Consider the following 22,448-nt stretch of genomic DNA (forward strand, 5'->3'; position numbering starts at 1 on the left):
GATGGACGTGCTGCCGTACCTGGTGGCCGCGTGGGTCTTCCTGGCCGGCTGTTACGGCCTGGCCACCAGCCGCAACCTCATCCACGCCGTGGGCTGTCTGTCCGTCTGCCAGGCCGGCACCTATGTCCTGCTGCTGGCCGTCGGCTACCGGGACAAGGCCACCGCCCCGGTCTTCTCCGACATCAAGCCCGGCTCCCGCCCGGTCGTCGACCCGATCGTCCAGGCGCTGACCCTCACCGACGTCGTCGTCGGCGCCACCGTCACCGCCCTGCTCCTCGCGCTCGTCGTCCAGATCGCCAAACGCCACGGCACCGTCGACCCCGACGAACTCTCCGAGCTGCGCGGCTGATGAACGACCTGCTGCCGCTCCTGGCCGCCGTCCCCCTCCTCGGGGCCGCCCTGCTCGTCGCCGTCGGCCGCCGGCTGCCCCGGGTCGCCGCCGAGTCCGCGGGCTGCGCGGTGTCGGCCGCGACGGCCGGACTCGCCCTTGTGCTGCTGCTCGGCTCCTCGCCGCCGATGACGGAATGGGTGGGCGGCTGGACGCCCGTCGACGGCCACAGCGTCGGGATCGTCCTGACCGGCGACGGACCCGGCCTCGGCATGGCCGCGCTCGCCTCGCTGCTGACCCTGGCGGCGCTGGTCTACTCCTGGCACTACTTCGACGAACCGCCACGCCGCCACGCCGGCTCCTTCCCGGCGCTGATGCTGCTGTTCCAGGGCGGCATGTGCGGGTTCGCGATCGCCGGCGACCTGTTCAACATGTTCGTCTGGTTCGAGCTGATGAGCGTCGTCGCCTACGCGCTGACCGGCACCCGGGTCGAGGAGGCCAGGGCCGTGCAGGGCGCGCTGAGTTTCGCCGTCGTCAACTCCCTCGGCGCGTACGCCATGCTGATGGGCATCGGACTGCTGTACGCGCGCACCGGCGAGCTGGCGCTGACGCAGATCGGGCGCGGTCTCGACGCGCACGGCGCGCCGGACGCGCTCACCCTCGCGGGCTTCGTCCTCGTCCTGACCGGTCTGCTGGTCAAGGCCGCCGCCGTCCCCTTCCACTTCTGGCTCCCGGACGCACACGCCGTCGCCCCCACCCCCGTGTGCATGCTGCTGTCCGGTGTCATGGTCGAACTCGGCGCCTACGGCGTCTGGCGCGTGTACGGCACCGTCTTCGCCGGCCCCGGCGGCGTCCCGCCCCACGACCTGCGGCGCGCTCTGGTGATGCTCGGCGTGCTCACGGTGGTGATCGGCGCGGTGATGTGCTGGTACCAGCGGCACATCAAACGGCTGCTCGCCTACTCGACGGTCGCCCACACCGGGCTCTTCCTCATCGGCATCGGTGTGCTGACCCCCGAGGCCGACGACGGGGTCGCGCTGTACGTCCTCGGACACGCCGGCGTGAAGGCCGCCCTGTTCGCCCTCACGGGCATCCTCCTCGACCGCTACGGCAGCGTCGACGAGCACGCCCTGCACGGGCGCGCCCGCACGTTGCGCGGGGTGGCCGTGATGTACGTCCTCGGGGGCCTCGCCCTCGCGGGGCTGCCGCCGTTCGGCACCGCGCTCGGCAAGTCCGTCGCCGAGGAGGCGGGGGGCGGCCCGCTGACCGTGCTGTACGTCGTGGGGAGCGCCGTGACCGCCGCGGCCGTGCTGCGCGTCGCCGCCGGGGTGTTCCTCGGCCTCGGCCCCACACCGCCGGACCAGGGCGACTTCGAGACGACCGGCTCGGGCGAACAGCCGGAGACGCGACACCGCATCCGGCGGATCCCGGACACCATGACGGCGGTGCCGGCCGTGCTGCTGGCCGCAGCGCTCGCCGTGGGCGTGGGCCCCGGCTTCGGCGACGTCGTGGCGCGCTCGGTGAACGAGGCCGGGTCCGGCGGGGTGATCGGCTCCGTGGAGTGGACGGGACCGGGCGTGCTGCTCGGCCTGCTGTCGACCGGGCTCGCCGTGGGCCTTGCCGCCCTCGCCGCCGTCCGCCCGAAACTGCTGACGTGCCCGGACTGGGCGCTGCCGCTGCGGCGCCTGCAGTCCGGGCACGTCGGGGACTACGTGGCATGGGTGCTGGTCGGGGCCGCCCTGCTCGGCGCACTGGCGCTGCCGGGAGTGCTGGGCGGCTGATCAGCTCTGGTAGGAGACGTGCACCTCCTTGAAGCCGAGCGAGTGCAGCAGTCCCTGGAGCATGTCGACGGTGTTGGTCTCGGCGCGCTGGGTCAGCCCGCTGTCCTTGGCGGCCTCGCCGATGTGCTTCACCGCGAGCTTCTGCACCGCCTGCTCACCGTTGGGGTTGTCCGAGAAGAAGTCGCCGAGGCGGTCCAGCAGACCGCGCTGCTTGGAGACGGCGTAGGAGCGGTCGGGGTCGAGGGCCGGCTTGCCGAGCGCCGCGTGCGGCAACCGGATGGTGGCGGACGTACGGTCGCCGTTGACCGTCACGTCGTCCTTGCCGACCTTGCCCAGGTCGACATAGGCGTCGACGGTGCCCGCCCCGACGTACAGGGTGCGGCTGCCGCGGATCGCGTCGGGCAGATACTTGGTGTCCTTCTCCAGATCCACCACGACCTGGAAGTTGCCGGATGCGGCGTCGTAACGGCTCATGTCCTGAATGGACTGCAGCAGCGCGGGACCGGTGCGGTCGTGCGTCTGCGTCCCGAACAGGTCCTTGAGACCGGGCAGCACACTCAGCCGGATCCCGGCGAAGAACACCACGAGCACCAGCACGACGGCGCTCACCGCCTTCGCCCAGCCGGGCATGCGCCTGGACACGCGCCTGATGGGAGTCGTCATGGCCGCGGTCCTCCTTCCTGACTACTTCCACGGATGCCCGCCAAATCCCTTGGCAGACCGTGTCGTTGGCCGATCGATATCTGGTGGGGGCACACGGCGCGCACTAGCGTGGGAGAACTGTCCGTGCCGGCACCCCTGGAGTCCCGGATGAGTACAGACAGCACATCCCTCTCCCGCTGCCCCATGCACCGCATCGACCTCCCCGAGGCCGGTCCGCCCCGGCGCACCGCGCTGGCCACCGGCACCCCGGTCTGGCTCGTGACCCGCTACGCCGACGTCCGCCAGGTGCTCATGGACCACCGCTTCGACAGGCGTTCGCTGCACGCGGACGACGCGCCGCCGCTGCTCGTCGTGCCGAACCTGCTGGGGGACCCGGACGGGATGGTCAACCTCGACGGCGAACCGCACCAGCGGCTGCGCGGCACCGTGCAACGGGCGTTCACGCCCCGTGCGATCGCCCGCTGGCGGCCCTGGGTGGCCTCGGTCGTCGACACGCTCCTCGACGACTTCGCGGCCCGGGAGCGGCCGGCCGACATCGTCGAGGGGTTCACCCGTCCGCTGCCCGTCTCGGTGATCTGCCGGCTGATGGGCCTCGACCACCTCGACCGCGAGCGCATCCGGCACTGGGCCGACCACGCCCTCTCCGGGGGCGCGCACACGCGGGAGGAGGTCGTGGCCGCGATGTCGGAGTTCGCGGAGTTCGGCGCCCGTCTGGTCGCCGAACGGCGCGAGGCCCCCGGCGACGACCTGGTCAGCGGTCTGGTGGCGGCGGGCGACACCCTCGGCATCGACGAACGGCAGCTCGTGCGGCTGGTGTGCGGTCTGGTGGTGGCCGGGCACGAGACGACCATGACGGCGCTCGGCAACCTCGTCGTCTACCTCCTCACCGACGGACGGGACGTCTACGCCGGTCTTGCCGAGGGGGAGGAGACGGCCGCCACCGCCGCCGAGCAACTGCTGCGCGCCGTCCCGCTCAGCGAGGGCCGCGTCCTGCCCGGGCTGCTCCGGCGGGCCGTCGAGGACACCGAGGTCGGCGGTGTCAGCATCCCGGCGGGCAGCGTGGTCGCCGTACAGACCAACTCCGCCAGCCGCGACACCGCCGTCTTCCCGCCCGGCCCGCCGGATCCCTTCACCCCGCTGCCCGCGCCCACCGTCGTCTTCGGCGCCGGCCCCCACCACTGCCTCGGAGCCTGGCTCGCCCGCCTGGAACTCGGCCTCGCCCTGCACCGCCTCGCCTCCCGCTTCCCCGGCCTGCGTGCCGAGTTCACCCCGGAGACGATCGACTGGCGTGAGGGCCAGATGACCCGGAGCCCACGCACCCTGCCGGTGTCGTGGTGAAGCGGTTCGGGGGAGTGAGCCGGCGCGGCCGCCCCTGCCCCGCCCGCTCCGGCCAGGCCCCCCGGCCACCGCGCCGCCCCGGATCCACACGCCGACCGGGCAGCACATGCGCCGCGCGGCCGCTTCCCGGAGGCCGTCGGCACCTTCCGCCCGCACCGGGCCGCCCGGCACGCAGTGCCCGGAGAGGGCACGCCGGCAGTCACCGGCCACCTCGGCGCGGGCACGGCCGAATGGGGGCTAGTGCGCCCGCAGCTCCCGGTCGCCCGACGGGCGGGACCACCACACGCCCTCGCCGTGGGTGAGGCCGGGCAGGCGCAGCTCGATCTCGCGCACCCGGCGGGCCGGCAGCTCGCCGGTGATCAGCCAGGAGGACGGGCCGGGCGTGGTCCCGGTGAACTCCGCGCCGTGTGAGGCGAGTTCGGCGGTCACCGGGGCCAGGGCGTCGAGCGGAACCTCCGTCTCGAACGCGTGGTACGGCTCGTACAGCCGCGTCCGCGCTGCCTGAAGCGCGCGGCGCAGCACCACCGGGGTGAGACCCCGGAAGTCGGCCGCCGTGCTGATCGGCGAGCAGTAGCCGGAGCGGATCAGCGTCACCCGGTAGTCGGTGACCGGCGCGCCCGACAGCCCGGTCAGCATGCCGGCGTGCACCGCGTCCTCGATGGCCTGGTGGAAGGCGCGGGGGAGTGCGCCCAGTTCCGTCTCGTACGTGAACACCCCGCCGGAGTCGCGCGGTCCCGGCGCCACCCGCAACCCGATCGTCGCCCAGTAACGGGTGCCCAGGTGCCACGGCATCTCGGCGCAGGCCTCGCCCACGCCCCGCGGCCGCTCCAGGAACCGCACCCGGCCCGGCTCGAAGTCCGCCTCGACGCCGAAGTCCTGGGCCAGCGTCGCCGCGATCACCTCCATCTGGACCTCGCCGTACAGCAGCAGCGCGGTGGCTCCCCCGGGCGCCGGCCGGGCGTGGATCAGCGGGTCCTGGTCGGCGAGGGCCAGGAGGGCCTCACGCAGTCGCGCCGCCTGCTCCGGGCGCCGGGCACGGGCCACGGTCTCCAGTGTCGGGGGCGCGAACTGCGCCGCGCGGTCGCTGAGTTCACCGAGCCGGTCACCCACGCGCACTCCACCCAGCCCGCCGATCGCCGCGATGTTCCCGGCGGTCAGGGGCCCCTCCCGGCCGACGACGTCCAGGCGGTGGGCCCGACCGGCGACCTCGGTGGTCCGGCCGTCGGCCTCGCGCCGCAGGAACGTCAGCCGCTGGCGCTGCGCCACCTCACCGTCGTACAACCGCAGGTACGCCGTCCGCTCGCCGCCCGGGCCGGGCCGTACGGCGAACATGGTGCCGCGTGGTCCGGCGGCACCGGACGTCGGGGCCGGGGGGATCAGGCGGATCACCGTGTCCACGAGACCGGCGACGCCCTGGCCGCCGAGCGCCGAGCCGAACAGGACGGGGTGGAAGGAGCCGCCGGCCGTGTGCGCCGCGAGGGCCTTGGAGAGGTCGTCGGCGGTCGGCTCGGGGCCGTCGACGAGCGCCGCGAGGATGCCCGGGTCGACCTCGGCGAGCCCCCCGGCCAGCCGCTGATCCCCGGCCGGGCGGGATGTCACGCGCGCGTCGGGGGTGCCGATGCCCGTCACGTCCGTGAGCGGGGCGACGTACGGCGTCAGCTTGCTGCGGATGTCGGCGAGCAGGCCCTCACCGCGGGCACCCGCCCGGTCGATCTTGTTGACGAAGACCAGGGTGGGCAGCCGCAGCCGCCGCAGTGTCCTCATCAGCACCCGCGTCTGCGCCTGCACGCCCTCCACGGCGGACAGCAGCAGGATCGCGCCGTCGAGGACCTCCAGGGCCCGCTCGACCTCGGCGATGAAGTCGGAGTGACCGGGTGTGTCGATCAGGTTGACCTGGGTGTCACCGACGGTGAACGCGGCGACTGCGGAGCGGATGGTGATGCCGCGCTGCCGCTCGATCTCCCCGTCGTCCGTACGGGTGTCACCCTTGTCGACGCTGCCGAGACGGTCGATCGCTCCGTGGTCGAACAGCAGCCGCTCGGTCAGGCTGGTCTTACCGGCGTCGACGTGGGCCAGAATTCCGATGTTCAGGGTGTGCATGCGGGGTCGAGTCCTCGAGAACCGTGGGCCAGTGGGGGCGCTGGTTGATTCCGAGGAGTCGGCGCATGCGAGGAATCCTGACGTGAGAGAACACGGACGGCGCCATCATGGCGCGCGGCCGGGGGCGGTCCGCAACCGAATATCCGGCCCGAAGGCGGGCCCGTAGCATGATGCCGTCCCCCCGTCATGATCATGCGAGGAGCGGATCGTGCGAGACATCTCCGTGTTCAGCGGCAGCGCCCACCCCGAGCTCGCCGCCGAGGTGTGCGCGCATCTGGGTGTGCCGCTCAGTCCCACCCGGGTCAGCCGCTTCGCCAACGACTGCCTCGAGGTGCAGCTGCAGGCCAACTGCCGCGAGCGTGACGTCTTCCTGATCCAGCCGCTGGTCAAGCCGGTCCAGGAGAACCTGGTCGAGCTGCTGCTGATGTGCGACGCCGCGCGCGGGGCCTCGGCGGCCCGGATCAGCGTCGTCATGCCGCACTACTCCTACGCCCGCTCCGACAAGAAGGACGCGCCGCGCATCTCCCTCGGCGGCCGGCTCGTCGCCGACCTGATGGTGGCGGCGGGCGCGAGCCGTGTCCTGACCATGACCCTGCACTCGCCGCAGGTGCACGGCTTCTTCTCCGTTCCGGTCGACCATCTGCACGCCCGGCGCGAGCTCGCCGCGTACTTCCGGCGGTACGACCTGACCCGCACCACCGTCGTCTCGCCCGACCTCGGCAACGCCAAGGAGGCCGCCGCCTTCGCCCGGATGATCGGCGCCCAGGTCGCCGCCGGCGCCAAGCAGCGGTACGCGGACGACCGGGTCACCATCAGCTCGGTGATCGGCGAGGTCGCCGACCGGGACGTGATCATCCTGGACGACGAGATCGCCAAGGGCAGTACCGTCCTCGAACTCCTGGAGCGGCTACGGGAGTTGGGGCCGCGTTCGATCCGGGTCGCCTGCACCCACGGACTCTTCGCGGCCGGTGCGCTGAAACGGATCGGGGAGCAGCCGGACGTCCTGGAGATCGTGTGCACCAACACCGTGCCGGTCCCGGAGGAGGAGCGCACCGAGAAACTGCAGATCCTGACCGTCGCCCCGGCGCTCGCCGAGGCCGTACGGCGCATTCACAACGGCGAGTCCGTCAGCGCCCTGTTCGACGCGCCGCGGAACGAATAGACATGAGGTGACGGAGCAACGCTCGGCATCACAGGGATGCGCAGGAGGGGTTGCGGTGGCGAAGGCGAAGTTCGAGCGGACCAAGCCGCACGTGAACATCGGGACCATCGGTCACATCGACCACGTAAAGACCACGCTCACGGCGGCCATCACCAAGGTGTTGCACGACAGGTTTCCCGACCTGAACCCGTTCACGCCGTTCGACCAGATCGACAAGGCTCCCGAGGAGCGGCAGCGCGGCATCACGATCTCGATCGCCCATGTCGAGTACCAGACCGAGCGCCGCCACTACGCGCACGTCGACTGCCCAGGACACGCGGACTACATCAAGAACATGATCACCGGCGCGGCCCAGATGGACGGCGCGATCCTGGTCGTCGCCGCCACGGACGGGCCGATGCCCCAGACCAAGGAGCACGTCCTGCTGGCCCGGCAGGTCGGCGTGCCGTACATCGTGGTCGCCCTCAACAAGACCGACATGGTCGACGACGAGGAGATCCTGGAGCTGGTGGAGCTGGAGGTGCGCGAGCTGCTGACGGAGTACGAGTTCCCCGGCGACGACGTCCCGGTCGTCAAGGTCTCCGCCCTCCGGGCCCTCGAAGGGGACCCGCAGTGGACGCAGTCGGTGCTCGACCTGCTCGACGCGGTCGACACCGCGATCCCCGAGCCGGAACGGGACGTCGACAAACCGTTCCTGATGCCGATCGAGGACGTCTTCACGATCACCGGCCGCGGCACCGTCGTCACCGGACGGATCGAGCGCGGGGTGCTGCACGTCAACAACGAGGTCGAGATCATCGGCATCCACGACACCAAGACGAGGACCACCGTCACCGGCATCGAGATGTTCCGCAAGCTGCTCGACGAGGGCCGGGCGGGCGAGAACGTCGGACTGCTGCTGCGCGGGGTCAAACGGGAGGACGTGGAGCGCGGACAGGTCGTCATTAAGCCCGGGACGGTCACCCCGCACACGGAGTTCGAGGGGCAGGCGTACATCCTGTCCAAGGACGAGGGCGGCCGGCACACGCCGTTCTTCGAGAACTACCGCCCCCAGTTCTACTTCCGCACCACGGACGTGACGGGCGTGGTGACCCTGCCCAGGGGCACGGAGATGGTGATGCCGGGTGACAACACCGGCATGCGTGTGCAGCTGATCCAGCCCATCGCGATGGAGGAGGGCCTGAAGTTCGCCATTCGCGAGGGCGGGCGCACGGTGGGCGCCGGGCAGGTGACGAAGATCCTGAAGTGAGGATTCTCCAGCAGGGAGCCTCATAACGTCCCGGACGTGGCCTCGGGCTGCCCCAGGGCCGCGTCCAGGGTCGGATGGGCGGGCAGCAGCCGGGACAGGCCGGTGACGCGCATGATCCGCAGGGTGAGCGGGTGGGTGCACACGAGCCGCAGCTCGCCGTCGTGCTCCAGACAGCGGCTACGGGCCCGGTAGAGCAGGCGCAGCCCGGAGCAGTCGAAGAACTCGGTCGGGCGGAGGTCGATCACCAGCCGGGCCGCGGGCTGCGCCGTCACCTCGTCCAGATACGGGGCGATCTCCGTCGCGGCGGCGATGTCGATCTCACCCCGGAACTCCAGCACCGTGTGGCCCCGGTCCTGGTGGACGCGCAGATGCCGGGTGAGCGGCGCAGGCTCCTGCTGCACGACGACCTCGCCTCCAACATGCTCCTGATGGTGCCCCCGGGTACCGAGCGGGCGCACATCCCTTCCCCGCCCTGCAAGTTACCCTCGAACGAGTGAATTTGAGCATGTTCGATTGACATATGTCTTCGAATTGCGAGGAAGGATTGCGCCGGCGTACGCCTACGACAGGGCGTGCCACGCCTTGGACAGGGCCTGGCGGAACTGCTCGGTCTGGTGTGCCGTGAGTTCCCGGACCATCCGCTCCTCCAACTCCCTTACGGGAGCCGCGTGTTGGGCGAGCAGCTCGCGCCCGGCGTCGGTCAGCAGGATCAGCAGTTCGCGGCGGTTGTGGGGGTTGCGCTCCCGGCGCACGAGGCCGCGGTTCTCCAGGGACCGCACGAGGTCCGCGATGGACTGCGCGGTGACGAACGAGTCCCGGGCGAGCTGTGCGGCGGACAGTCCGTCGTGCCGCTCCAGGACGGTCAGTGCGGTGTACTGCAGTGCGGTGATCCCGGACGGCTTGACCAGCTCGTCCAGATGGGAGCGCACCACGAGCTCCACCTGCTTGACCATGTAGAGCAGGGACGGAGAAGTCTTCGTAGCCTGGGTGTCGAGCATGAATCCAGCCTAGAGCATTGACAGGAAACCTGTCTGTAATGAAACTGCGAACCAACAGGAATCCTGTTTGTTGAAATCTTGGCGAAGAGGCTGAGGAGTGGTGATGACCACCTTCGAGATCGAACCCGGACGGCTGTTCATCGGGGGGCAGTGGCGCGAGGCCGCGGACGGAGCGCGCACCGAGGTGGTCGACCCGTCCCGGGGCGCGGTCGTCACCACCGTCGCGGAGGCGGGCGCCGCCGACGTGGACGCGGCCGTACGCGCGGCCCGCGAGGCCTTCGACAGCGGGACCTGGTCCGGGCTGAGCGGCCGTGAGCGCGGCCGGATCCTGCACCGGGTGGCCGAGCTGATCCGCGAGAACGCCGACGAACTCGCCCGGCTGGAGAGCCTGGACGTCGGCAAGCCCATCTCGCTGTGCCACGCCGTCGACATCACCAACGCGGCCAACGACTACGAGCACTTCGCCGCCCTGGCCTACTCGCTGGACGGCTCCGTGCGCGACACTCCCATGAACGCCCTCGCATACACCAGGCGCGAGCCGCTCGGCGTGGTCGCCGCGATCACTCCCTTCAACTTCCCGCTGATCCTGGCCGGTTCGAAGCTCGGCCCCGCGCTCGCCGCCGGCAACACCGTGGTCCACAAGCCGGCCGACGAGACCCCGCTCAGCGCCCTGTACATGGCCCGGCTGCTGCAGAAGGCGGGCGTCCCCGACGGCGTGGTCAACGTCGTCACCGGTGCCGGCCCGGTAGCCGGTGAGGCACTGCTGCGCCACCGCGGGGTCGACAAGGTCGCCTTCACCGGCTCCACCGCCATCGGCCGGCATGTCGCGAGCGTGGCCGGCGAGGCCCTCAAGCCCGTGACCATGGAGCTCGGCGGCAACGCGGCCCACATCGTCTTCGAGGACGCCGACCTGGAGAAGGCGGTCGGCGCGATCATCAAGGCGTTCGTCTTCAACACCGGCCAGTTCTGCATGGGCGGCCCGCGTCTGCTCGTCTCCCGCCCGGTCTACGCCACCCTGCTCGGCATCCTCGCCGACGCCGTGCCCAGCGTCCCGGTCGGCGACCCCCGGCAGCCCGAGACCGTCGTCGGACCGATGGCGGGGGAGAAGCACCTGAAGAAGGTCGAGGAGTACATCGACCTCGCGCGTAAGGAGGGCGGCCGCATCGTCTGCGGCGGCGAGCGCCTCGACCTCGACGGCGGCTACTACTACAAGCCGACCGTCGTCGCCGACCTGTCGAACGACTCCCGCGTGGTCCAGGAGGAGATCTTCGGCCCCGTCCTGACCGTGCAGCCCTTCGACACCGAGGACGAGGCGATCGAGCTCGCCAACTCCACGCCCTACGGCCTGGCCTCGGGCATCCAGACGCAGAACCTCGCCCGCGCCCACCGTATCGCCGGCCGCCTCCAGGCGGGCATCGTCTGGATCAACGACTGGGCGATGCTCGACCCCGCGGTGCCCTTCGGCGGTGTGAAGGACTCCGGCTACGGCCGCGAGTACGGCCCCGAGGCCCTCGACGCCTACACCAAGGTCAAGTCCGTCGTCGTCTCGCTCGACTGAGCCCGCTGAACGCGCCCGAAAGCAAAGGGAGTACGTACGATGTCCATCTCCACCCGCGCCGCGGTCGTCGAGTCCGGCGGAGCACCGTTCACCCTCTCCGAGGTCGAGCTCGACGAGCCCGGACCCCACGAGGCACTGGTCCGCATGGTGGCGACCGGCCTGTGCCACACCGACCTCGGCGTCGCCAGCGGCGGCCTGCCCTTCCCGCTGCCCGGGGTCCTCGGCCACGAGGGCGCCGGCGTCGTGGAGGCCGTCGGCCCGGCGGTCACCGGTGTGGCACCCGGAGACCATGTGGTGCTGTCCTTCACCTCCTGCGGTGAGTGCCGCAACTGCAACGGCGGCCACCCCGCGTACTGCGCGACCTGGCTGCCGCTGAACCTGATCGGCGGTCGCCGCGCCGACGGCAGCAGCACCATCAGCCGGGACGGGGAGCCGCTGGGCGGCCACTTCTTCGGCCAGTCCTCCTTCGCGGAACGGGCGCTGGTGGACGAGCGCAGCCTCGTCAAGGTCGACGCGGACGTCCCGCTGGAGTCCATCGCCCCGCTGGGCTGCGGTGTGCAGACCGGAGTCGGCGCCGTCTGGAACGTGCTGAAGCCGGTGACCGGCAGCACGATCGTCGTCCTCGGCGCCGGCGCCGTCGGCCTCTCCGCCGTCATGGCCGCCGCCCTCACCCCCGCCACCCGGATCGTCGCCGTCGACCGGGTCGGCGAACGGCTGTCCCTGGCCGAGGAGTTGGGCGCGACCCACACCGTCGACGCCGGCCAGAGCGATCTCGGCGAGGCGCTCGCCGGGATCACCGGCGGACAGGGCGCCGACGGCATCGTGGAGACCACCGGCAACGTCGCCGTCCTGCGCCAGGGCGTCGACGCGCTCGCCGCCCGCGGCACCCTGGTCGTCGTGGGCGCCCCGCCCTTCGGCACCGAGGTCGCCCTGGACGTCAACGGGCTGCTGGGCGGCAAGCGGGTCGTCGGCCTCACCCTCGGCGACGCCGAGACCCAGTCCTTCATCCCCTCCCTGGTGCGCCTGGTCAAGGAGGGCCGGCTGCCGCTGCACCGCCTGATCAGCACGTATCCGTTCGCGGACATCGACCAGGCGGTGCGGGACATGGGCGCGGGCAAGGCGATCAAGCCCGTGCTGACGTTCTGACCGAGCTGACGTCCGACCGTGCCGAAGGTCTGACTCACTCGACCGTCAGGACCAGCTTCCCCGTGGTCCGGCCGGTGTCGCCGAGCCTGTGTGCCTCGGCGGCATCGGCCAGCGGGAAGGTCCCGGCGATCGTGGCGCTCAGCTTCCCCGCCTCCACCAGCGCCGCGATCGCCGCCATACCGCTGTGCGAGGCGTCGACCAGCATCCGCAGCGACCGCACGCCCAGCCGCTCGGCCTCCTCGTGGAAGTCCGGCGAGCCGACCGGCAGGATCGACACCACGATGCCGCCCGGGCGCAGTACGCGCAGTGAACGCGTCGAGGTGTCGCCGCCGATCGTGTCCAGGACGACGTCGACGTCCTTCACGGCCTCGGCGAAGTCCGTCTCCCGGTAGTCGATCGCCTCGTCGACGCCGATGCCGCGCAGGAACTCGTGCTTGCCCGCGCTGGCCGTGCCGATCACGTACGCGCCGCGCGCCTTGGCGATCTGCGCCGCCACATGCCCGACCCCGCCGGCCGCCGCGTGGATCAGCACCCGCTGCCCCGGTCGCACGTCCGCGTACTCCACCAGGGCCTGCCATGCGGTCAGCGACACCAGCGGCAGCGCGCCCGCCTGGACGTGGTCGATCGAGGCCGGCTTGTGCGCGAACCAGCGCGCCGGACCGGTGACGTACTCGGCGTGCGAGCCGTGGCCGAACGGGTACGACAGCATGCCGAAGACCTCGTCGCCGGGCTGGAAGCGGGCCACGCCCACCCCGACCGCCTCGACCACGCCGGACACGTCCCAGCCCAGGACGAAGGGCGGTTCGCCCAGGAAGCCGCCGGTCGCGCGGTGCTTCCAGTCGGTCGGGTTGACGCCGGCCGCGCGCACCCGCACCAGCACCTCGTTCGTACGCGGCTCGGGCCGCTCCAACTCCACTTCCCTGAGGACCTCGGGACCGCCGAGGACGTCCTGGCTGATGGCTCGCATCGTCTTCACATCGCTCATGGTGAACCAGCCTGCCGGGGTCCGCCCGCCAGGAAAATGGCACGATTGCCAACCTTCGATAGAATCATGCCATGAGCGATCAGCGGCGGGTGGAACGGGTCGTGGTGCTGGCCCTGGACGGTGTGTACCCCTTCGAGCTGGGCATCCCCAGCCGGATCTTCGGCGCGGCCGACGGCCGGTACGAGGTGCTGACGTGCAGCGTCGACGGCCAACCGGTGCGCAGCTGCGCCGACTTCACCATCGGCGTCGAGCACGGACCCGAGATCCTCGCCACCGCCGACACGGTGGTGGTCGCCTCCATGACGACCACGCACATCCCCGCGGAGCTGCCCGCCGAGGTCGCCGCCGCGCTCGCCCGGATCCGCCCGGACGCCCGGATCGTCTCCATCTGCACCGCCGCCTTCGTGCTCGCCGCGGCAGGTCTGCTCGACGGCCGCAGAGCCACCACGCACTGGCAGGTCACCGACGCCTTCCGGCGCCGCTATCCGCACGTCGACCTCGACCCCGACGTCCTCTTCGTGCACGACGGCCGGATCCTCACCTCGGCCGGCGCCGCCTCCGGTGTCGACGTCTGTCTGCACATCGTGCGCACCGACCACGGCAGCGAACTGGCGAACGCCGTGGCCCGGCGCTGTGTGGTGCCCCCGTTCCGGGACGGCGGCCAGGCCCAGTACATCGAGCAGCCGGTGCCGGAGAGCGGCGCCGCGAGCACGGCCGCCACGCGCGCGTGGGCCCTGGAGCACCTCGACGAACCGCTCACCCTGGCGGACCTGGCCGCGCACGCCCGGATGAGCCTGCGCACCTTCGCCCGCCGCTTCAACGACGAGGTGGGCCTGAGCCCCGGCCGCTGGCTGATCCAGCAGCGCGTCGCCCGCGCCCGGCACCTGCTGGAGTCCAGCGATCTGTCCGTCGACCAGATCGCCGGCCAGGTCGGCTTCGCCACCGGCGCCTCCCTGCGCCAGCATCTGCACGCCGCGATCGGGGTGTCGCCGCAGGCGTACCGGCGCACGTTCCAGGCGACGGCCGTCGGCTGAGCAAGTCGGGTGACAGCAGATCGACGGCACATCGCGGTGCTTCCGGCTCAGCACTCAGCGGCTGGCGTGCAGCGCCACCAGCAATTGCCACACCTGATCGGCGATGGCAGCCGCGTCCGCGTCCAGGAGGCCGTGCAGCCAGTCCGCCAGTACCCCGGCGAAGGTGGCGGCCACCGCCGAGGCGACCAGCGGAGCGTCCGCCGCGCCCGCGCGTTCACGCTCGCGCAGGCTGTAGGCGCGCAGATCCCGGTGGAGCACCCGGCCCAGCGGACCGCCGCCGCCCGGGGTCAGCAACTCGCGGTACAGACCGGCGTGCGGGGCGAGCGAGGCGAAGAACTCCCCGAGCGCGGGCGGCGCGTGGACCGGGTCGGGGCGGCCCGTCCAGGAGTGCAGCGCCTCCACGGCCTCGCGTACGACATCCGCGCAGGCGTCGACCGCCAGCGCCTCCAGGTCGGCGTAGTGGACGTAGAACGTGGCCCGGCCGACCCCGGCCCGGCGCACCAGCGCCGCCACCCCCACCTCCGTGAGCGGGCGTTCCGCGCACTCGGCGAGCAGGGCCTGGCGCAGCCGCGCCCGGGTGCGCGCGGCCCGCGGGTCCTCGGGCGCCGGCCGGGTCACCGCGCGATCAGCACGGCGGCCAGGGCGAGCGCGCCGGGCAGGGCCTGGGCGAACAGGATGCGGCGGTTGGCCGTGACGGCGCCGAAGACGCCCGCGACCACGACGCAGGAGAGGAAGAACACCTGGGCACGGTAACCCGTCGGGTCCGCCGCGATCAGGCCCCAGACCAGCCCGGCGGCCAGAAAGCCGTTGTAGAGGCCCTGGTTGGCGGCCATTGGAGCGGTCGCCCGCGCCATCTCCCGGTCGAACCCGTGCAGGGCCCGCCCCGGCTTCTTCTGCCAGAGGAACATCTCCATCACGAGGATGTAGGCGTGCAGGGCGGCCACCAGGCCGACCAGCACGTTCGCGACCGTCTGCATTGCTGGGCTCCGAGTTCTCCGAACCAATTTCCTGGACAGGTGTCCACTATAGCTGGACATCCGTCCAGGAAGTGACGGTGTCCCCGCGCAGCTCCATTGCCCGTAACGCCAGCTGCATCTCGAACTGGGCCGCCGTGTCGTGCAGTTGGGCGCCGAAGAGATCGTCCAGCTGCCGCATCCGGTAGCGCACCGTCTGCGAGTGCACGGCCGGCCGCACCGCGACTCGCTCGCGTTGTGCCCGCACTGCAGCCAGCTGAGCAGGGTCTCGGCGAGTGCCCGCGACCACCCACCCGCACATCGCCGCGAGCGCCCGCCATCTGGTCGCCGACATGGCCCACAGCGCCTACCCGGCCGCCCTGGACCTGTTGTTGGACGCGGCGGCGGCCCGGCTCGCGGAGACGCGGGCGCCGGAGACGATCACCGACCACACTGGACAGGCCAGTTGACCAGGACCGCGAGGAGGCCCGCCGCACCATGACCGCACCCGCCCCACGCACCCCCGAGCAGCGCAAGAACGACACCCTGCACCGGCTGGAGAACGATGTCGACGCCTGGGTCGCCAGCGCCGGCGCCGCCGGGGGAGCGCCGTACCTCGTACCGCTCTCCTACCGCTGGGACGGCGAGACCCTGCTGTTCGCGACCCCCGCCGCGAGCCCCACCGGCCGCAACCTGCGGGCGACCGGCACCGCGCGCGTCGGGATCGGCCCCACCCGGGACGTCGTGATGGTCGAGGGCACCGTCCTGACCGTGTCCCAGGCCGAGTTGAGCCAGGAGGAGGGCGACCTCTTCGCCGCCGACACGGGCTTCGACCCACGCCGACTCGCCACGCCCTACCTGTACTTCCGCGTCCGGCCGAGCCGCATCCAGGCCTGGCGGGAGGCCGACGAGCTCCAGGGACGGGAGGTGATGCGGGACGGGGAGTGGCTGGTCGCCGACTGAATCGGCGGGCGCGGGATATCCGACAGGGTGAGGGCGGCGGGACACGACCTGCCCCGCTCCCGGGACCCTTCGGAGGAGACATGCCACTGGTCGAAGCGGGTTACGTGGTGCTCGACTGTGCCGAGCCCGAGAAGCTCGCCGTGTTCTACAAGGAACTGCTGGAGGCGGAGGAGACGGACGCGACCGCCAACCGCGTGGAGATCAGGAGCGCCGACGGCTCCCGGATGGCCTTCCGCCGCGATGTCAACGCCACGCCGCCGAGCTGGCCGCGCCCGGAGAACTCGCTCCAGGCGCACCTCGACTTCCTGGTGACGGACCTGGACGCGGCCGAGCGCAAGGTGGTGGAGCTCGGCGGGCGCCCGCTGGAGACCAAGGACGCCGCCGGGCCGTACGAGGAACGCGGGTACGCCGACCCGGCCGGCCACTCCTTCACCCTGCGCCGCACCACACCGACAGCCCCGAAGCAGGGCTGAGGCACAGGGGCCGCGTCAGTCCCGGCCGCCGTCGTCGGCGGCCGGCCAGACGCCGGTCGAGCGCTCGATGGCCTTGGCCCCGCCGCGGTCCACCGCGCTGCGCACCACCGCGAAGATCGCGCCCTGCACCGCGGCGGCCAGCAGGATCTCCCCCCAGCCGCGGTCCTTGTCCAGCGCGTCGGGTGCGTCCTCCTCGTGCCGGATCGCCATCCACGTCTTGCGGAAGGCGAGCCCCGCGAGGGAACCGCTCACCCAGCCGAGCGCGAAACCGAGCGGCTTGTAGGCGAGGGGCAGTTTCAGTTTCTTCTTCTTGGCCATGTCCTACTCCTTCGTCGTCAGGGGCGCCCGGTCGCAGCCACCCGCTCGTCCGCCGGCACGGGTCCCGGCGGGGTGCCGTCACCGAACGGCCGGCCACCCAGCTCCTCGCGGTGATGGGCCGCCAGCCAGCCGGACAGGTCCGGGCCCAGGGGCACGATCCGGGTCGGGTTGATACCGGTGTGCACCTGGTAGTAGTGCCGTTTGATGTGATCGAAGTCGACGGTGTCCCCGAAGCCGGGCGTTTGGTAGAGGTCGCGGGCGTAGGCCCACAGCACCGGATTCTCCGTGAGCTTCCAGCGGTTGCACTTGAAGTGGCCGTGGTAGACGGCGTCGAACCGCACCAGCGTGGTGAACAGCCGGATGTCCGCCTCGGTGATCGTGTCCCCGACCAGGTACCGCTGCCGCTCCAGCCGCGGCACCAGCAGTTCCAGCCGCCGGAACACACCGGCGCAGGCGGCCTCGTACTCCTCCTGGTCGGTGGCGAAACCCGCCCGGTACACACCGTTGTTGACGTCCTCGTAGACGTCCGCCATCACCGTGTCGATCTCGTCGCGCAGGGCCTGCGGATACAGGTCGGGCGCGCCGGGGCGGTGCAGGGCCGTCCACTCGGTGGCGAGGTCCAGGGTGAGCTGCTGGTAGTCGTTGGTCACCAGCTTCCCGCTGGGTACGTCGACGATCGCGGGCACGCTGACCCCGCCCGGGTAGTCGCTCTCCCGCCGGTCGTAGGCCTCGCTGAGGAAGTGGATGCCGAGGACGGGGTCACGGCCGTCGGGGTCGAGGGTGAAGCGCCAGCTGCGGTCGTCCTGGATCGGGTCGGCGATGCCCATCGACAGCGCGCCCTCCAGACCCAGCAGCCGGCGCGAGATCACCGCACGGCTCGCCCACGGACAGGCACGGCTGACCACCAGCCGGTAACGCCCCGCCTCCACGGGCCAGCCGTCCCGGCCGTCCGCGGTGATTCGGTCCGTGAAATGGCTCTTGGACCGCTTGAACGCCTTCGTGCCGTACGCCTCATTGCCCCCGCCCATGCCTCCTCCTCCCACTGCGCCGGTGCTCTGACAACCGCGTTCCCCGAATTCCGCCGCCCGCACGGTGTGATCCGAACCGTCAGGGGCAGTCGGCGAACGTGAGTAGGACATCCTCGGACAACCAGGCGGATCGAAGGACACGCGTCACGGTACTCGTGGCGCTCGCGGCCAACCTCGTGATCGCGGCGGCCAAGGCGGCGGGCGGCCTGATCGCCGGATCGCCGGCCCTGCTGTCGGAGGCGGCGCACTCGGTGGCGGACAGCCTCAACGAGGTCTTCCTGCTGGCCGCGCTGCGCCGCAGCAGAAGGCCGGCCGACCGGCGCCACCCCTTCGGCTACGGCAAGGAGCGCTTCTTCTGGTCCCTTCTCGCGGCCGTCGGCATCTTCGTGATGGGCGGCTGCTTCTCCTTCTTCCAGGGCGTCGAGGCGTTCCGCAACGGCGCCGAGGAGAAGACCAGCGGCTATGTGGCGGGTCTTATCGTGCTCGGCGTCGCCTTCCTCGCGGAGGGCGCCTCCCTGCTGCGGGCCCTGCACCAGGTGCGCCGGCAGGGCGGCAAGGGCGGGCTGCGCGATCCGGCGCTGCGCACGGTGGTCGCCGAGGACGGCACGGCGGTGCTCGGTGTGACGGTGGCCGCCATCGGCATGGCGCTGCACATGGTCACCGGGCAGGTGGTCTGGGAGGCGTCGGCCTCGATCATGATCGGCGCGCTGCTCGTGTACGTCGCCTACCACCTGGGTCGTGAGGCACGCGACCAGCTGATCGGGGAGGCCGCCGACCCGGAGGCGGCCGACCGGATCCGGGAGGTGCTGGAGGCACAGCCCGAGATCGACAGCGTGGAGGCGCTGTTCACCATGAAGACCGGCCTCGACAAGGCCCTGGTCGCCGCCCGGGTCGACCTGGTGCCCGGACTGGACAGTGAGCGGGTGGAGGAGGTCGCCGTACGCATCAAGCGGTCCGTGGCGAGCAGCGTGCCGGAGGCCGACCAGATCTTCCTCGACATCACCGACCGGCCGGCCGAGGAGGCGTGGGAAAGCCCCGCCGCGACGGGGGAACGCGGCGGGGCCTGACGCACGCGTGCCCGGCACTCACCGGAACATGCGTCTTCCCGGAGAATTTCCCCGAGATTTTCTCCCGGCATGGTCGACCAGCGACCGGGCCGGGCCCGGATCACCCCTTCGCGTCGTCCGGCTCCAGCACGAACAACGGGATCTCCCGGTCGGTCTTCTTCTGGTAGTCGGCGTACGGCGGATAGGCCGCGACCGCGCGCTCCCACCACTCGTCCTTCTCCGCGCCGGTCACCTCGCGGGCCGTGTAGTCCCGCTTCACCGGGCCGTCCTGGAGCTCCACGTGGGGATCGCCCTTGATGTTGTGGTACCAGACGGGGTGTTCGGGAGCGCCGCCCTTGGAGGCCACCACCGCGTACCGCCCGTCGTGCTCGACACGCATCAGCGGCGTCTTGCGGATCTTGCCGCTCTTCGCGCCGCGGGTGGTCAGCACGATGACGGGCATCCCGGTGTCCATCAGGGTCGTGCCCTTCGTGCCACCGGAGCTCTCGTACAGCTCCACCTGATCGCGAACCCACTGCTCCGGACTCGGTACGTACTCGCCCTCGAGAGGCATGGCATCCGTCCCATCGTCGTGTTCTGGTGCTCGACTGGCACTGTGCTTCAACACAGGTGCCCGCATGGTTCATCCCTATCGCAACGCCCGCGGAACCACACCATTACCCCCCGGGTCATCGCGTTCACCGCACGGGCGCGGCACAGTGTCGACGACACCCACCGGAAGGGAACGCCCATGACCGTCACGACCCGGGCCGTGGTCGAGGAACTGCTGCGCCGCATCGGCGAGGGGGACCCGGACCGCATCGCCGAGCTCTACGCTCCCGAAGTCGACTGGCTGGTGAACTGGCCCGAGGACGAGCACGGCCGCCCCGCCACGCCCTGGATCCGCCACCGCGCCACCCGCGCCGAGGCCGCCGCCCATTTCCGGGAACTGGCCGCCCAGCACGTCCCGGAGCGCGCGGCGACGCGGATCGAGCGGATCCTGGTCGACGGCGAGCACGCCGTCGTACTCGGCGAGATCCGGCAGACCGCCAGGCCCACCGGACGCCCCTATCAGGCCAGGTTCGCGCTGCACCTCACGGCGGCGGACGGCCGTATCACCCGCCACCACGTCTACGAGGACAGCCTCGCCGTCAGCCGGGCGTTCGGCTGAGGAGCCGACCGGTCCCCGACCACGGCCGGGCCGCCGGAGCCCGAGCGAGCATCCTCGGCCAGAATCCCCGCGTCACCGATCTGGCCGAACTGTTCGTCGCCCCATAGATGCCCCGGGCATCTAATGAAGATCTGCACGACGCACTCATCGTCTGCGAGGTCTTCCATGACGGAAACGGAACCTGTGGCCTTCCCCCAGGACCGGACCTGTCCCTACCACCCGCCCACCGGCTACGACGCCCTGCGTGCCGCCCGCCCGCTCGCCCGCATCACCCTCTACGACGGCCGTCCCGCCTGGCTGGTGACCGGACACGCCCTGGCCCGCCAACTGCTCGCCGACCCCCGCCTGTCGACCGACCGCAACCATCCCGGCTTCCCGGCCCCCACCGAGCGCTTCGCGGCGGTGAAGAACCGGAGGGTCGCGCTGCTCGGCGTCGACGACCCCGAGCACCATGTCCAACGACGCATGATGGTGCCCAGCTTCACCCTCCGGCGCGCCGCCGAACTGCGACCGCGGATCCAACGGATCGTCGACGGGCTGCTGGACGCGATGACCGAGAAGGGGCCGCCCGCCGAGCTGGTGAGCGCCTTCGCCCTCCCCGTGCCATCGATGGTGATCTGCGAACTGCTCGGCGTCCCGTACGAGGACCACGACTTCTTCGAGGCGCAGTCACGGCGGCTGCTGCGTGGCCCCGCGGTCACGGACGTCCAGGACGCACGCGACCAACTGGACGGCTACTTCGACGAGTTGATCGACCGCAAGCAGAAGCAGTCCGAGCCCGGCGACGGGGTGCTGGACGAACTCGTCCACGGGCAGCTGCGCGAGGGTGTGCTGGATCGCCGGGGAGTCATCTCGTTCGCGACCATCCTGCTGGTCGCGGGCCACGAGACGACCGCCAACATGATCTCGCTGGGTACCTTCACCCTCCTCCAGCACCCGGGGCAACTGGCCGAGTTGCGGGCCGACCCGGGGCTGCTCCCGGACGCCGTCGAGGAGTTGCTGCGTCTGCTGTCCATCGCGGACGGGCTGCTGCGCAGGGCCACGGAGGACATCGAGGCCGGCTCCACGACCATCCGGGCCGGTGACGGCGTGGTCTTCTCCACCTCGGTCATCAACCGCGACGCGGACGTCTACTCCGCCCCCGACACCCTCGACTGGCACCGCCCCGCCCGTCACCATGTCGCCTTCGGCTTCGGCATCCACCAGTGCCTCGGCCAGAACCTGGCCCGGGCCGAGCTGGAGATCGCCCTGCACACCCTCTTCGACCGGCTGCCCGGACTACGCCTGGCCGCCCCGCCCGAGGAGATCCCCTTCAAGCCCGGCGACACCATCCAGGGGATGCTGGAACTCCCCGTGACCTGGTAAGAGGCTCGAGGCCATGCACACCGACACCCGTATCGAGATCGACAGGGACGTCTGTATCGGCGCCGGCCAGTGTGCCCTCGCCGCCCCGAAGGTCTTCGCCCAGGACGACGACGGCTTCAGCACGCTGCTGCCGGGCCGGGAGGAAGGCGGCGGCGACCCGATGGTCCGGGAGGCCGCCCGCGCCTGCCCGGTGAGCGCGATCACCGTGGCCGAGAGGTGAGGCTCAGCCGGCCCGCACCAGCAGCCGCGCGGCCTCACGGGCCTCGCGCGCGGGCTCGGTCTCCCCGGTGATGCCCGCGGTGACCATGGCGCCCTCCGCCAGCAGGAACAGCTGCCCGGCCAGCGTGCCGGGCAGCTCCGCGTCCGCCACCAGCCCGGCGAGGTAGCCGCGGAACGCCTGTTTGTGCGCCCGCACCTGGGCCGCCACCCGGGTCGACGTGGCGCCCAGCTCGCCGTAGGAGTTGATCCACGCACACCCGCGGAAGCCGTCCTCGCCGAACCACTCCTCCAGCCAGTCGAACACCGCGAGGATCCGCTCCCGGGGATCCTCGCGCCGCGCCACGAACGCGGCCAGCCGATCCCGCCAGCGCACGTCCCGCCGCTCCAGATATGCCTCCACCAACTGCTCCTTGGCCGGGAACAGCTGATACAGCCGCTTGAGGGAGACCCCGGAGGCACCCCGGATGTCGTCCATGCCGACGGTCTGGACGCCCCGCCCGTAGAACAACTCCTCGGCGGCGTCCAGCGCCTGCTCCCGGGCGACTGCGCTGTCCATGACGGCCATGCGGT

Annotated in this window: 27 protein-coding genes; 15 read left to right on the forward strand and 12 right to left on the reverse strand. The window is 71.5% G+C overall.

Features of this window, described 5'->3' with window-relative positions; all coding sequences use genetic code 11:
- Position 1: 1 nt before the first annotated feature.
- Positions 2-349: a sodium:proton antiporter gene (locus tag ABZZ74_RS33085; protein WP_356771392.1), complete on the forward strand. Its 348-nt coding sequence runs from the start codon at positions 2-4 to the stop codon at positions 347-349.
- Complete coding sequence (locus tag ABZZ74_RS33090; RefSeq protein WP_356771266.1) at positions 349-2,109, forward strand: complex I subunit 5 family protein; 1,761 nt, start codon at positions 349-351, stop codon at positions 2,107-2,109. Before ABZZ74_RS33085 ends, ABZZ74_RS33090 begins: the two co-directional genes overlap by 1 nt.
- On the opposite strand, the gene ABZZ74_RS33095 is transcribed toward ABZZ74_RS33090, so the two are convergent.
- Positions 2,110-2,772 carry a DUF4230 domain-containing protein gene (locus ABZZ74_RS33095; RefSeq protein ID WP_356771268.1) on the reverse strand — a complete coding sequence of 221 codons (663 nt, stop codon included), beginning with the start codon at positions 2,770-2,772 and terminating at the stop codon, positions 2,110-2,112.
- Between the two features lie 147 nt (positions 2,773-2,919).
- Here ABZZ74_RS33095 and ABZZ74_RS33100 point away from each other — a divergent pair, with 147 nt between their 5' ends.
- Positions 2,920-4,110, forward strand: coding sequence for a cytochrome P450 (locus tag ABZZ74_RS33100; protein ID WP_356771270.1), 1,191 nt, complete (start codon positions 2,920-2,922; stop codon positions 4,108-4,110).
- A gap of 237 nt (positions 4,111-4,347) precedes the next feature.
- Here the strand turns inward: ABZZ74_RS33100 and otr(A) are convergent, their stop codons facing one another.
- Positions 4,348-6,210, reverse strand: a complete 1,863-nt coding sequence (gene otr(A), locus ABZZ74_RS33105; protein WP_356771272.1) for a tetracycline resistance ribosomal protection protein Otr(A) — start codon at positions 6,208-6,210, stop codon at positions 4,348-4,350.
- A gap of 208 nt (positions 6,211-6,418) precedes the next feature.
- Between otr(A) and ABZZ74_RS33110 the strand changes: the two genes are divergently transcribed.
- Together ABZZ74_RS33110 and tuf are read left to right on the forward strand one after the other, a co-directional pair.
- Positions 6,419-7,372, forward strand: coding sequence for a ribose-phosphate pyrophosphokinase (locus ABZZ74_RS33110; protein WP_133043604.1), 954 nt, complete (start codon positions 6,419-6,421; stop codon positions 7,370-7,372).
- 55 nt (positions 7,373-7,427) lie between these two features.
- The gene (tuf, locus tag ABZZ74_RS33115) at positions 7,428-8,621 is read left to right on the forward strand and encodes an elongation factor Tu (protein WP_356771274.1); all 1,194 of its coding nucleotides are present in this window, start codon (positions 7,428-7,430) and stop codon (positions 8,619-8,621) included.
- A 20-nt stretch (positions 8,622-8,641) separates the two neighbouring features.
- Here tuf and ABZZ74_RS33120 read toward each other — a convergent pair whose 3' ends face one another.
- Entirely contained in the window at positions 8,642-9,022 is a 381-nt protein-coding gene (locus ABZZ74_RS33120) for an anti-sigma factor antagonist (RefSeq protein ID WP_356771276.1), read from the reverse strand.
- Between the two features lie 159 nt (positions 9,023-9,181).
- A complete protein-coding gene (locus ABZZ74_RS33125; RefSeq protein WP_356771278.1) occupies positions 9,182-9,619 on the reverse strand; it encodes a MarR family transcriptional regulator in 438 nt (145 codons plus the stop codon).
- Positions 9,620-9,722: 103 nt separating this feature from the next.
- Between ABZZ74_RS33125 and ABZZ74_RS33130 the strand changes: the two genes are divergently transcribed.
- Both ABZZ74_RS33130 and ABZZ74_RS33135 read left to right on the forward strand, forming a co-directional pair.
- Positions 9,723-11,177, forward strand: coding sequence for an aldehyde dehydrogenase family protein (locus ABZZ74_RS33130; protein WP_356771280.1), 1,455 nt, complete (start codon positions 9,723-9,725; stop codon positions 11,175-11,177).
- Positions 11,178-11,216: 39 nt separating this feature from the next.
- Positions 11,217-12,323 (forward strand): NAD(P)-dependent alcohol dehydrogenase, encoded by a 1,107-nt coding sequence (locus tag ABZZ74_RS33135; protein WP_356771282.1) that lies wholly within the window; start codon positions 11,217-11,219, stop codon positions 12,321-12,323.
- Positions 12,324-12,357: 34 nt separating this feature from the next.
- On the opposite strand, the gene ABZZ74_RS33140 is transcribed toward ABZZ74_RS33135, so the two are convergent.
- Positions 12,358-13,308, reverse strand: a complete 951-nt coding sequence (locus ABZZ74_RS33140) for an NADP-dependent oxidoreductase (RefSeq protein ID WP_356771284.1) — start codon at positions 13,306-13,308, stop codon at positions 12,358-12,360.
- 71 nt (positions 13,309-13,379) lie between these two features.
- Here ABZZ74_RS33140 and ABZZ74_RS33145 point away from each other — a divergent pair, with 71 nt between their 5' ends.
- Complete coding sequence (locus ABZZ74_RS33145) at positions 13,380-14,342, forward strand: helix-turn-helix domain-containing protein (RefSeq protein ID WP_356771286.1); 963 nt, start codon at positions 13,380-13,382, stop codon at positions 14,340-14,342.
- A gap of 54 nt (positions 14,343-14,396) precedes the next feature.
- Here ABZZ74_RS33145 and ABZZ74_RS33150 read toward each other — a convergent pair whose 3' ends face one another.
- The 3 genes from ABZZ74_RS33150 to ABZZ74_RS33160 are packed head-to-tail and all read right to left on the reverse strand — an operon-like array spanning position 14,397 to position 15,524.
- On the reverse strand, positions 14,397-14,960 hold the full coding sequence (locus ABZZ74_RS33150) for a TetR/AcrR family transcriptional regulator (protein ID WP_356771288.1): 564 nt from the start codon (positions 14,958-14,960) through the stop codon (positions 14,397-14,399).
- Positions 14,957-15,319: a DUF1304 domain-containing protein gene (locus ABZZ74_RS33155; RefSeq protein WP_240859411.1), complete on the reverse strand. Its 363-nt coding sequence runs from the start codon at positions 15,317-15,319 to the stop codon at positions 14,957-14,959. Before ABZZ74_RS33155 ends, ABZZ74_RS33150 begins: the two co-directional genes overlap by 4 nt.
- Before the next feature lie 46 nt (positions 15,320-15,365).
- Entirely contained in the window at positions 15,366-15,524 is a 159-nt protein-coding gene (locus tag ABZZ74_RS33160; protein ID WP_356771290.1) for a helix-turn-helix domain-containing protein, read from the reverse strand.
- Positions 15,525-15,591: 67 nt separating this feature from the next.
- Between ABZZ74_RS33160 and ABZZ74_RS33165 the strand changes: the two genes are divergently transcribed.
- The 3 genes from ABZZ74_RS33165 (at position 15,592) to ABZZ74_RS33175 (ending at position 16,731) form a co-directional block, all read left to right on the forward strand.
- Positions 15,592-15,765 (forward strand): hypothetical protein, encoded by a 174-nt coding sequence (locus tag ABZZ74_RS33165; RefSeq protein ID WP_356771292.1) that lies wholly within the window; start codon positions 15,592-15,594, stop codon positions 15,763-15,765.
- Positions 15,766-15,793: 28 nt separating this feature from the next.
- Positions 15,794-16,258 (forward strand): pyridoxamine 5'-phosphate oxidase family protein, encoded by a 465-nt coding sequence (locus ABZZ74_RS33170; RefSeq protein WP_356771294.1) that lies wholly within the window; start codon positions 15,794-15,796, stop codon positions 16,256-16,258.
- An 80-nt stretch (positions 16,259-16,338) separates the two neighbouring features.
- Entirely contained in the window at positions 16,339-16,731 is a 393-nt protein-coding gene (locus ABZZ74_RS33175) for a VOC family protein (protein WP_356771296.1), read from the forward strand.
- A gap of 15 nt (positions 16,732-16,746) precedes the next feature.
- Here ABZZ74_RS33175 and ABZZ74_RS33180 read toward each other — a convergent pair whose 3' ends face one another.
- Complete coding sequence (locus ABZZ74_RS33180; protein ID WP_133043615.1) at positions 16,747-17,049, reverse strand: DUF4235 domain-containing protein; 303 nt, start codon at positions 17,047-17,049, stop codon at positions 16,747-16,749.
- A 17-nt stretch (positions 17,050-17,066) separates the two neighbouring features.
- Positions 17,067-18,077 carry a glutathione S-transferase C-terminal domain-containing protein gene (locus ABZZ74_RS33185; protein ID WP_356771299.1) on the reverse strand — a complete coding sequence of 337 codons (1,011 nt, stop codon included), beginning with the start codon at positions 18,075-18,077 and terminating at the stop codon, positions 17,067-17,069.
- Positions 18,078-18,175: 98 nt separating this feature from the next.
- On the opposite strand from ABZZ74_RS33185, the gene ABZZ74_RS33190 reads away from it, so the two are divergent.
- Positions 18,176-19,144 (forward strand): cation diffusion facilitator family transporter, encoded by a 969-nt coding sequence (locus tag ABZZ74_RS33190; protein WP_356771301.1) that lies wholly within the window; start codon positions 18,176-18,178, stop codon positions 19,142-19,144.
- Positions 19,145-19,244: 100 nt separating this feature from the next.
- On the opposite strand, the gene ABZZ74_RS33195 is transcribed toward ABZZ74_RS33190, so the two are convergent.
- On the reverse strand, positions 19,245-19,697 hold the full coding sequence (locus tag ABZZ74_RS33195) for a nitroreductase family deazaflavin-dependent oxidoreductase (RefSeq protein ID WP_356771303.1): 453 nt from the start codon (positions 19,695-19,697) through the stop codon (positions 19,245-19,247).
- A 177-nt stretch (positions 19,698-19,874) separates the two neighbouring features.
- Here ABZZ74_RS33195 and ABZZ74_RS33200 point away from each other — a divergent pair, with 177 nt between their 5' ends.
- The 3 genes from ABZZ74_RS33200 to ABZZ74_RS33210 all read left to right on the forward strand — a co-directional run bounded on the left by ABZZ74_RS33200 (position 19,875) and on the right by ABZZ74_RS33210 (position 21,879).
- Entirely contained in the window at positions 19,875-20,294 is a 420-nt protein-coding gene (locus ABZZ74_RS33200) for a nuclear transport factor 2 family protein (RefSeq protein ID WP_356771305.1), read from the forward strand.
- A gap of 165 nt (positions 20,295-20,459) precedes the next feature.
- Entirely contained in the window at positions 20,460-21,659 is a 1,200-nt protein-coding gene (locus tag ABZZ74_RS33205) for a cytochrome P450 (RefSeq protein ID WP_356771307.1), read from the forward strand.
- Between the two features lie 13 nt (positions 21,660-21,672).
- Positions 21,673-21,879, forward strand: coding sequence for a ferredoxin (locus ABZZ74_RS33210; protein WP_356771309.1), 207 nt, complete (start codon positions 21,673-21,675; stop codon positions 21,877-21,879).
- Between the two features lie 3 nt (positions 21,880-21,882).
- Here ABZZ74_RS33210 and ABZZ74_RS33215 read toward each other — a convergent pair whose 3' ends face one another.
- Positions 21,883-22,434 carry a TetR/AcrR family transcriptional regulator gene (locus ABZZ74_RS33215; protein ID WP_356771394.1) on the reverse strand — a complete coding sequence of 184 codons (552 nt, stop codon included), beginning with the start codon at positions 22,432-22,434 and terminating at the stop codon, positions 21,883-21,885.
- Positions 22,435-22,448: the final 14 nt, after the last annotated feature.

Source organism: Streptomyces sp. NPDC006476 (assembly GCF_040612015.1).
In the GTDB taxonomy this organism is placed as follows: domain Bacteria; phylum Actinomycetota; class Actinomycetes; order Streptomycetales; family Streptomycetaceae; genus Streptomyces; species Streptomyces griseorubiginosus_B.